General features: G+C 63.6%; 7 protein-coding genes. 3 read left to right on the top strand and 4 right to left on the bottom strand.

What is annotated here, in order from left to right; all coding sequences use genetic code 11:
• Positions 1-332: 332 nt before the first annotated feature.
• The 3 genes from FA740_RS18705 to FA740_RS18695 are packed head-to-tail and all read right to left on the bottom strand — an operon-like array spanning position 333 to position 4,531.
• On the bottom strand, positions 333-2,279 hold the full coding sequence (locus tag FA740_RS18705; protein WP_136858319.1) for a tripartite tricarboxylate transporter permease: 1,947 nt from the start codon (positions 2,277-2,279) through the stop codon (positions 333-335).
• A gap of 56 nt (positions 2,280-2,335) precedes the next feature.
• Positions 2,336-3,415 (bottom strand): Bug family tripartite tricarboxylate transporter substrate binding protein, encoded by a 1,080-nt coding sequence (locus tag FA740_RS18700; RefSeq protein WP_136858318.1) that lies wholly within the window; start codon positions 3,413-3,415, stop codon positions 2,336-2,338.
• 36 nt (positions 3,416-3,451) lie between these two features.
• Positions 3,452-4,531, bottom strand: a complete 1,080-nt coding sequence (locus FA740_RS18695) for a 4-oxalomesaconate tautomerase (protein ID WP_136858317.1) — start codon at positions 4,529-4,531, stop codon at positions 3,452-3,454.
• A gap of 113 nt (positions 4,532-4,644) precedes the next feature.
• Between FA740_RS18695 and FA740_RS18690 the strand changes: the two genes are divergently transcribed.
• Positions 4,645-5,541 carry a LysR family transcriptional regulator gene (locus tag FA740_RS18690; protein WP_169306384.1) on the top strand — a complete coding sequence of 299 codons (897 nt, stop codon included), beginning with the start codon at positions 4,645-4,647 and terminating at the stop codon, positions 5,539-5,541.
• A gap of 314 nt (positions 5,542-5,855) precedes the next feature.
• On the opposite strand, the gene FA740_RS18685 is transcribed toward FA740_RS18690, so the two are convergent.
• Positions 5,856-6,134, bottom strand: a complete 279-nt coding sequence (locus FA740_RS18685; protein WP_136858315.1) for an SH3 domain-containing protein — start codon at positions 6,132-6,134, stop codon at positions 5,856-5,858.
• Between the two features lie 900 nt (positions 6,135-7,034).
• Between FA740_RS18685 and FA740_RS18680 the strand changes: the two genes are divergently transcribed.
• Positions 7,035-7,310: a helix-turn-helix transcriptional regulator gene (locus tag FA740_RS18680; protein ID WP_169306383.1), complete on the top strand. Its 276-nt coding sequence runs from the start codon at positions 7,035-7,037 to the stop codon at positions 7,308-7,310.
• Complete coding sequence (locus tag FA740_RS18675) at positions 7,307-8,566, top strand: HipA domain-containing protein (RefSeq protein WP_136858313.1); 1,260 nt, start codon at positions 7,307-7,309, stop codon at positions 8,564-8,566. The genes FA740_RS18680 and FA740_RS18675 overlap by 4 nt, the downstream gene beginning before the upstream one ends.
• Positions 8,567-9,035: the final 469 nt, after the last annotated feature.

Genomic DNA, 9,035 nt, shown 5'->3' with positions numbered 1-9,035 from the left:
AGGAGGCCCCATGATCGATGATACCGACCGCCGGCACCTGCAGCGCTGCGTCGACCTTGCAGCCGAGGCGCTGGCCCAAGGACACGAACCCTTCGGCTCGGTCCTTGTCTCCTCCGAGGGGCAGGTCTTAATTACCCACAGAACGCACCATAATGCTGCCGCTCGAACTCCCCGCAGCGAAGTCGTTTTCAGAGGTCATGATGTGGCTTGGAGAAGGGGCAACCAGTCCAGTCTGTGCAGCCATTGCCTCACTTCCGGAGAGGAGAGAGGCGCCGAGGAACAATGGCGGCCATCGGGAATGGCCGCCATACACAAATTCTCGAACTAGGAGGCTAGAACAGCAGTGGCGGGATGATCCCACCGGGCAGGCGCAGGGTCATTGCCCAGGTTATACCACTGATGAAGCCCACCGCGCCGATCGTCAAAAGGGCTGCCTGCAATGGGCGGGCCTTGCCCGCAACGATCAGGAAGGCAGGGAAGAAGACCGCCATCGCGGGCACGAACCCGATCAGCCAGACCAGGCCGACAAGTGCAGCAAAGACGACCAGATACAGCTCGCGCCCTGACCATTGCCCCGCGACCGCGGCGCTGGCATCGTCGTCATGGATCTCGGCCACGCGGCCCCGGCGGATGCAGAAGACCACGCCCAGGGCCCCCGCCAATGCCAGGATGCCGATGGTCAGCGGAAAAACCATGCCGAGGAAGCTCAGGCCGATGCTCTCCCACAGGCAGAAGGCGGCGACGGCCACCAGCACCGTGGCAAAGCCCATCTGGCGGCCCCGCGTCTGCTGATCTGCGGCGTCGCTGTCGCCCTCGCTGGAGACCTCGGCGCCGTAACGCAGGCCCAGAAAGACCGACACGACGGTGATCAGGCCGATGATGATGACGCCCGGACGCAGCAGCCAGTCGGTGCCGTAGAACTGCACGGCCTGATACAGATAGCCCTCGGCCCCCGGCGCCAGCACGAAACCGATCAGCAGCGCGGGCCGCGGCCAGCCGAATCGGCGCATATAGATGCCCACCCCGCCCATCACGATCAGCGCGACCAGATCGGCCATCGACCGCGACGCCTGAAAGGCCGCGAACATGGCGATCATCACCATGAAGGGCGCCAGATAGACAAAGGGCACCTCCGTCAGCCGCGCCACCTGCCGTGCCGCCAGCACGCACAGGCCCGCGCCCACGACATTGGCCAGGGCCAGCGACCAGATGATCGTATAGGTCAGGTCCAGCCGCGTCTCGACCATGGTCACGCCGGGCTGGATGCCCAAGAGGACCATGCCAGCCAGAAACACCGCCATCGCGCCTGATCCGGGCACACCGAACAGCAGCGTCGGGATCAGCGCGCCGCCCTGGCAGGCATTGTTGGCCGATTCCGGTGCGATCACGCCGCGCACGTCGCCCTTGCCGAACTGGCTGCGATCCTTGCTGGTCTGCACGACATGGCTGTAGGCGATCCAGTCGACGACCGCGCCGCCCAGGCCCGGCAGCGCGCCGATGACGCAACCCAGGCTCGCGCAGCGCGCGACCAGCCAGGGGTGGCGCAGCACGTCGCGCATGCCGCGCAGCCAGCCGCCGCCCAGGGGGGTGCTGTCGGAAATGGCGGTCCCGCGTTTCAGCAGGTCGATGATCTCGGGGATGGCGAAAAGGCCCATCGCCACGACGACCAGCGGCACCCCGTCATAGAGATAGCCGATGCCCAGGGTCATGCGCGCCTCACCGGTGGCGGGGGCGGTGCCGATGGTGCCGATGACCAGGCCCAGACCGGCGGCGGCGATGCCCTTGGTCAGGCTGCGGCCCGACAGGACCGCAACCATCGACAGGCCGAACAGCGTCAGCATGAACAGCTCGGCTGAGGAGAAGGACAGGACCAACGGGCGGGCGATGACGATGGCCACCGACAGGACCGCCGCCCCGATCAGCCCGCCCAGCAGAGAGCTGGTGAAGGCCGCCGACAGGGCGCGCGCGGCCTCTCCTCGCTTGGCCATCGGAAAGCCATCCAGCACGGTGGCCTGGCTGGCGCTGGAGCCGGGAATGCCCATCATCACCGAGGTGAAGGTGTCGCCCGTGGGGATCACCGCGACCATGCCGATCAGCATGCCAAGGGCGGCCGCAGGCTCCATCCCATAGAGGAACGGCAGCAGGATCGACATGCCCGCGATGCCGCCCAGGCCGGGCAGGATGCCGACCACCAGGCCGACCAGCACGCCCAGAACCAGAAAGGACAGGTGCCCAAGGGACATGACCTGGCCCAGTGCCAAAAGGGCAGTATCGAACATCGTGGTCTCCTCCCCACTTGCCTTGGTGGCGGGGCCAGCGCGGCCCCGCCTGTCAATCAGAACCGGACGCCGTAATCCTCGGACAGCCAGGTGGTCAGGAACTCGCGGATCGCCGGATCCACGGTCAGCGCGGTCTGCAGCGCGGCATCGGCCTCCGCGCCGACCAGCTGCTCATAGACGCCGATCTCCTCTCCGGCGCGCTGGCGGAAATCGGGGGCCTCGACGATCTGACGGGCGGCGTCGGTATAGGCGGCGATGACCTCCTCGGGGGCGTCCTTGGGCAGCACGACCATCTTCTGCAGCGAATAGCCCGCGATCATCAGCGCCTTCCAGGCCTCATAGGCCTCGCCCTCGGGGGCGGCGCCGGTGGCCTCGGTGAAGAATTCGGGGAAGGTCGGAAGGTCGGGGAAAGACGGGTCGCGGCTGACATTGCCTTCGGCATCGACGACGCCCATCGCAAACAGCGGCACGGCCTTGCCGCTGTCGACCAGCGGGGCCACGCTGTTCAGATAGGCCGAGCTGGTCTGGAAATCGATCCCCGCTTCGCCGCGTTCAAAGGCCAGGCGCCCGGCCCCGCGGCTTTCCATGCCAAAGACGGGACGGATGTTCAGATCCATCATCTTCAGCGCCAGCAGGACCGGCATCTCCAGCGCGGTCGCGCCCTGGCTGGCGAAGCGGATCTCCTCTCCGCGCAGGGTCCCCAGCCCGTCGGGTCCGGTCACGCCGTATTTCGGATCGGCATAGACCACGCCGCCGGTGGGGGATGCCAGCACCGCCGTCCAATCGGCATAATCATAGCGCACCCGCGGATCGCCCAGGATCGCCGGATATTGCGTCGAGGCCGAGGTGCCCAGAATCGACAGCCCGTCGCTGGACGCGCGGGTCGCGAACTGGTTCGCCCCGGTGATCGATCCGCCGCCGGGCACGTTCAGCACCACGACATTGGGCTGCCCCGGCAGGGCCTGCGACAGCTGCGGCGCGAAAAAGCGCGCCCAGACATCGGTGCCGCCGCCGACGCCAAAGGGGATGGTCCATTCGATGGTCTCGCCGGAAAAATCCTGGGCCGCCAGGCTGTGCGGCAGGGCCAGCGCGGCAACCATCAGGGCGGCGCGCAGGGGGGTCTTGAACAGTGTCATCGGGGTCTCCTCCTCGGTAACGTGAAATCGAGACGATCAGGCAACCTGATCGCGAACATGAACAAAGCCGTCGAACAGGCGGCGGGCGGTGCGGATGACCATGGCACGGGTGACGGTCCCGGTGGCAGGGTCCTGCTCGATCTCGACGGGGGTCAGGCCCGACGGATGCTCGATGATCAATCGCCTGCGCCCTTGGGCATCCGGCTCCGGCAGCCGCGCCAGCCGGTGCGAAACCGTGCCCGGCGTGCAGCAGGCGGACGCGATGCAGACCGCGCCGGTGATGGCCACTGCCGTGTGGCAGGCATGCGGCATGAAATAGCGCGCGGCGATGGTGGCATCCCCGGCAGGGGGGGCCAGCAGGATCGGCTTGGGAATGACCATCTGCGACACGTCCCCCAGCCCCATCCGGCGCCCGGCCTCGCGGCGCAACGCCTCCAGCCGGGCCATGAATGCCGCATCGGCATCCAGCGCGGCGGGCGTCTCGCGGCCCGTCTTGCCGAAATCACCCGCATCCGCAAGCATCGCCGCCACCGCCATGTCGAACAGCGTGACCGTCATGCCGTCGATGGCGTCCGCCGTGCGGCCCGTGGGCAACAGCCTGCCCGTCTTGGACCCCGCCGCATCCAGAAACGCCATGCGCACCGGCGCAGCAGTGCCCGGAACGCCCGCGATGGCGGTATCGCCTTCGTAATCGACCCGGCCGCCGGGGGTGTGGATGATGGCCTCGATCCGCTTGCCGGTATTGACGTTGAAGATCGTCAGCCGCGTCTCGGGGTGGGTGGCGGGGACCAGCCCCTGCTCGATGGCAAAGGGGCCGACGGCGGCCAGCATGTTGCCGCAATTGGGCGCGGTATCGACCAGCGCGCGTTCCACGTTCACCTGTGCGAACAGATAGTCGACATCCGCGTCCGACCGCGTGCTGCGTCCGACGATGGCGACCTTGCTGGTCAGGGGGTTGCCGCCGCCGATGCCGTCGATCTGCAGCGGATGCCCCGACCCCATGGCCGAGATCAGCACCGCGTTCCGCGCCGCAGGGTCGGCAGGCAGGTCGTCGGACAGAAAGAACGGGCCGCGCGATGTGCCGCCACGCATCAGGACACAGGGAATTCTTTGCATGATCTGGGCACTCCGCAACTGCCATGGGCCAAGGCCCTTCGGTTGGCACAGACTTGCCAGACCGGCGGGAATGTGTGAAATGCAATGAACTTAATGATTGTTGTGTGAGACGCATGAATATCGATCTGGAGGACGTCCGCGCCTTCGTCGCCACCGCCGAGATGCGAAGCTTTCGCGCAGCGGCGGAGACCATCCACCTGTCGCAACCCGCCCTGACCCGCCGCATCCAGAAGCTGGAGGCGACCCTGGGCGTGCCGCTGCTGGAGCGCACCACACGGCGTGTGTCGCTGACCGCCGTGGGGCGCGATTTCCTGCCCCGCGCGCGCCGCCTGCTGGACGATCTGGAGACATCGCTGATGTCGGTCCGCGAGATTGCCGAACGGCGCTCGGGGCTGGTCAGCATCGCCTGCATTCCGACGGCGGCCTATTACTTCCTGCCGGATGTCATCAGCGCCTTCACCGCTGAATATCCCGCGATCCGCTTTCGCATCCTAGATGCGGGCGCGAACGAGGTTCTTCAAAGCGTCCTGAACCGTGAAGTGGATTTCGGCATCACCCTGCTGGGCGCGGACGACCCGGACGTGGCCTTCGATCCGCTGATCGAGGAGCCGTTTTTGCTGGCCTGTCGGCGCGATCATCCGCTGGCCGAGCGCACCTCAGTCAGCTGGGAGGAGCTGGCCGACCACCGCTTCGTGACCGTGGGCCGCTCCAGCGGCAACCGCCTGATCATGGATCTGGCGCTGGCGAAGGCCAATGTCAGGCCGCGCCCCTTCTTTGAGGTGCAGCATCTGTCGACCTCGCTTGGCCTGGTGGAGGCCGGACTGGGGGTCGCCGCCCTGCCACGTATGGCGCTGCCCGCCGGCCCGCATCACACGATCGCCACGGTCCCTTTGACACTGCCTGACGTCACGCGAACCGTGGGAGTGGTCCGCGTGCCAGGTTCCCGACGGTCACCTGCAGCAGAACAGTTCTACGAGATGCTGCTCAGTCGATGGCGGATAGCATCCTGACCACGCCGGGGTGAAATAAACAACCTGAGCTTGACTAGCGCGTCATCCTCAACGAGGCCGATGCTGCCAAAAACTGTTCATTCGTATGAGGCGCAGCGAGCGACCGTTTCCCATCCAGAGGTAAACTGAACTGTTAGGAAGAGCTGCAATACAGCCGACACAGCGAATGACCGAAAGGTCCCGCAACGCGGTCACGGCCCGATCGATCTCGCTGCGCCCTGCACCAACGTCCGGTTCCGGGAAACTGCATTGCAGCATCTATCGGCGTTGTCCGACCGCTATGGGCCGTGCGCTGCCTTGGGCCTACGTCTCTGTCAGCGATGCGCCAGATACTCCGCTGAAACATAGCCCGACACACTGGGCCTGTCTGTCAGGAAGACCCGGCACCAGACCCTGCCGTTGTTCGGGACGCAATTCTGACGGGTGAGGCGCGTCCCATCGGGCAGGCCGATAATTACGGCATGTTCGAGGCCCGGACCTTTGCGGAGCTTCAGAAGGTCGTCAGGCCCGGCGCCCTGGACGACAGCACCCGAACCAACCGCGCATCCGGTGGCGACAGCGAGAGCCAGAAGAGCAGCAATGGGACGTCGCATGAATGAACCTTCCTCGTTTTAGTGCTATTACGACACGATCGGAGCTCATAACAGACGCTCCATGTAGGACACCCGGAAAGTCAGGTGGTCGGATTATGCTGAACGAGTCGTGTGCCAGACACGCTGTTTGATCCTAGGGCTTGATGATGCGATCCTTTCGCAGGAATGGAAGCACGCATTTTGGGCCAGCTTCGCCATGTAAGCGCCACCACGACGCAGGCCGTCAGAGCTGCTCAGACTGGACCAATACTGATCGTGGATATACGCCAAGAGCACTATAGCTCGCCGCTGCCGGTGCGATACCGGGCAATGTTTCCATGCCCGCATGCCACGATCCGTGCCCTGCATCACACGGGAGGCATGCGCCTTCGACAGGAGGCCGCATTAGTCATTAAGAAAGGCAAACTTCACGGCTTTTTCGGCTGCTAACAGCTGAGTGGCCTTTCTTTAGTGTGCACCCTTCATCCCCGAGTATCTGATTCCAGGTGCCCTTGGCTCTTCGGACAAGACCCAGACTTGCCTTTGAAAAGTGAAGAGCACCAACCAAGGAACCAGGAGATGTTCTATGGAATATTGGACCACTGCCATCGGACGGTCACGAAGGGTCTTGTGGCGGCACGGATGATTGTGGGATCTGACCCATTGCTGAAGACCAGCGTGCCTAAGAACCAGTCCTCCAAGCATCCCGACAGGCAGGCTCACGTTACGCGCTCATATCGTTTCAGCCATCATTGGATTAGTGTTACGATGTGGTAACACCTAAAGCTTCTGGCGGGTGATGTTACGTGTGTGTAGCATTGGCATGAACAATGGCCGTGTGTTACCATGACGTATCATTGCGCGCACCCGTGCGGTCAAACGAGGTCGTTAGTCACGGCTCTTTCGCGAGGCGAATTTCCCATGAGACAGATGACGGCATCGGAGATGCGCTTGGCAGCTCAGTTCGGCCAGCGGATCAGAGAGCGCCGGCTCGAACTTGGCTACACCCAAGACAAGCTGGCAATGCTGGTCGGTGCCAACCGGCGCGCTATTGGCGAGCTGGAGAACGGCAAGGGCAAAAGTCACCTTGGTCTTGCGTTGTGCATCGCGGACGCGCTCGGGTTTGCGCCCTTGGGAAGTGCGGCCGTTGTGCAGAAGTCATCGCGACGACTGCCCGGTGGGAATACGACCTCATGAAGCTCTATTTCGAGGATATTCAGGTCGGTGAGATCAAGATACCCACCGAGGCCGCGCCGTATTTCGAATATGCAGCTGATTGGCTGACCTTGGCGGATGCCTTTCCGGTGTCATCAAGAATGCCGCTGAACCAGGAACGGCATGAGTGGGCAACACTCGGCCCGTGGCTCATCAACCTGCTGCCCGAGAACAGCGATGACATCAGAGCGATGGCACGCAACCTCGATGTCCCCTCCGAAGATGTGCTGGCCATCCTGGAAAGGGTCGGACGCGACACGTCCGGGGCCATTTCGTTTGCCCAGCGGGGAGAGCGCGGCGCAGACGTTATTGCTATCGACGGCCAGGACGATCTGGCCCGCATCATAGAGGAATTGCCGGCCAAGCCCTTCCTGGCGGGTGACGAAGGGGTCTCAATGTCTTTGGCAGGCGTTCAGACGAAACTTGCGGTGCGGGTATTCGAGGATGGTCGCCTCGGCATTCCGATCAACGGGGCAGCCTCGAGCCATATTCTGAAGCCGGACTCGGCAAGGCTGAATGGAGGGGTGCAGAACGAAGCGTTTTGCCTGACCCTGGCGCAGCTATGCGGCATCGATGCGCCCGAGGTGACCACGGGCCGCGCAGGCACAAGAGCGTATCTGCTTGTGACGCGCTACGACCGCGTCCTGGATGGACGGCAGCTGCGCAGAAGCCACCAGGAGGATTTTTGCCAAGCCCTGGGCTATCCGCCCAGCGCCAAGTATCAGCACGGATCCGGCTATCGCGGCAAGAAGGTCAAGTTCCGCGAGATGATGGAGCGTTTGAGGATGCTGAACCCTCTCGAGGCCGAAAAGCTCTGGGATCGCATGGTGTTTAACGTGCTGTGCTGCAATACCGATGCCCACGCCAAGAATTATTCCATTCACATCTTCGGTGACGCTTTTGAGCTGGCCCCGATCTATGATGTTATGTGCGCGGACGCTTGGCCGAACATCACCCCATATCTGGCATTCGATGTGGACAGCCAAAGAAAATGGCGAGACATCGAAGGACGGAACTGGGCCCGGGAAGCGGTCGCTTGTGGCTTCGCAGGACGCTTTGGCCCGGCCAGCGCAGAAGCGATGGCGACGACGATTATCGGTAACCTCAACGAGGCGGTTGAGCGTGTGCGACAGATGCCTGCCGGCGATCATGCCCTGCTCAGCGAGTTTCGCGACGCGGTGGAGCGATGCTGTCGCCATACGCTGAGTGTGATGAAGCGCTATGACGGAAGGTTCTGAAAGGGTGGTCGAAGCCCTGTGGCCGCGGACAACACCGTGCCTGCGGTATGGTAGTGTGGGCCAATCCCCGGAAATTGGACAGTGACGTGAGCACGGATTTTACGTTCGTTTGGCTTCAATGACGAGGAGATCAGGATTGCGGATGGTCGCGCCTGATCGGGCAACAGCCGCCCTGCTTCTCGCCTTCGCCCGCGCAGGTCTTTTCCTGCAAGGAGGGACGTTCATCGGGACAGACGGGCACGTCCATGACAAAGTCTGATCGTGAGCTACAAGTAAGCCCACCACGTTACCGCTGTCTGATGATGTCTTGACCCCATCGTGCGGCCGGACAGAATGTGCAGCATGATCAAACATGACGCGACCTATCAACTGGCTGCCCTGCGTGCCGGAACCGTCACGGCCCGAGAGCTGATGACGACGACGCTGGACCGGATCAACGATATCAACCCTGGGATCAACGCCATCGTGG

The organism is Paracoccus hibiscisoli, assembly GCF_005048265.1.
Taxonomy (GTDB): Bacteria; Pseudomonadota; Alphaproteobacteria; order Rhodobacterales; family Rhodobacteraceae; genus Paracoccus; species Paracoccus hibiscisoli.
This window is presented reverse-complemented; position numbering and strand designations above follow the sequence as displayed.

What these genes read in the sequence shown, in the direction of transcription:
- FA740_RS18705 (WP_136858319.1), bottom strand. Translation starts at nt 2,279, where the DNA reads ATGTTCGATACTGCCCTTTTGGCACTGGGCCAGGTCATGTCCCTTGGG.
- FA740_RS18700 (WP_136858318.1), bottom strand. Translation starts at nt 3,415, where the DNA reads ATGACACTGTTCAAGACCCCCCTGCGCGCCGCCCTGATGGTTGCCGCG.
- FA740_RS18695 (WP_136858317.1), bottom strand. Translation starts at nt 4,531, where the DNA reads ATGCAAAGAATTCCCTGTGTCCTGATGCGTGGCGGCACATCGCGCGGC.
- FA740_RS18690 (WP_169306384.1), top strand. Translation starts at nt 4,645, where the DNA reads ATGAATATCGATCTGGAGGACGTCCGCGCCTTCGTCGCCACCGCCGAG.
- FA740_RS18685 (WP_136858315.1), bottom strand. Translation starts at nt 6,134, where the DNA reads ATGCGACGTCCCATTGCTGCTCTTCTGGCTCTCGCTGTCGCCACCGGA.
- FA740_RS18680 (WP_169306383.1), top strand. Translation starts at nt 7,035, where the DNA reads ATGAGACAGATGACGGCATCGGAGATGCGCTTGGCAGCTCAGTTCGGC.
- FA740_RS18675 (WP_136858313.1), top strand. Translation starts at nt 7,307, where the DNA reads ATGAAGCTCTATTTCGAGGATATTCAGGTCGGTGAGATCAAGATACCC.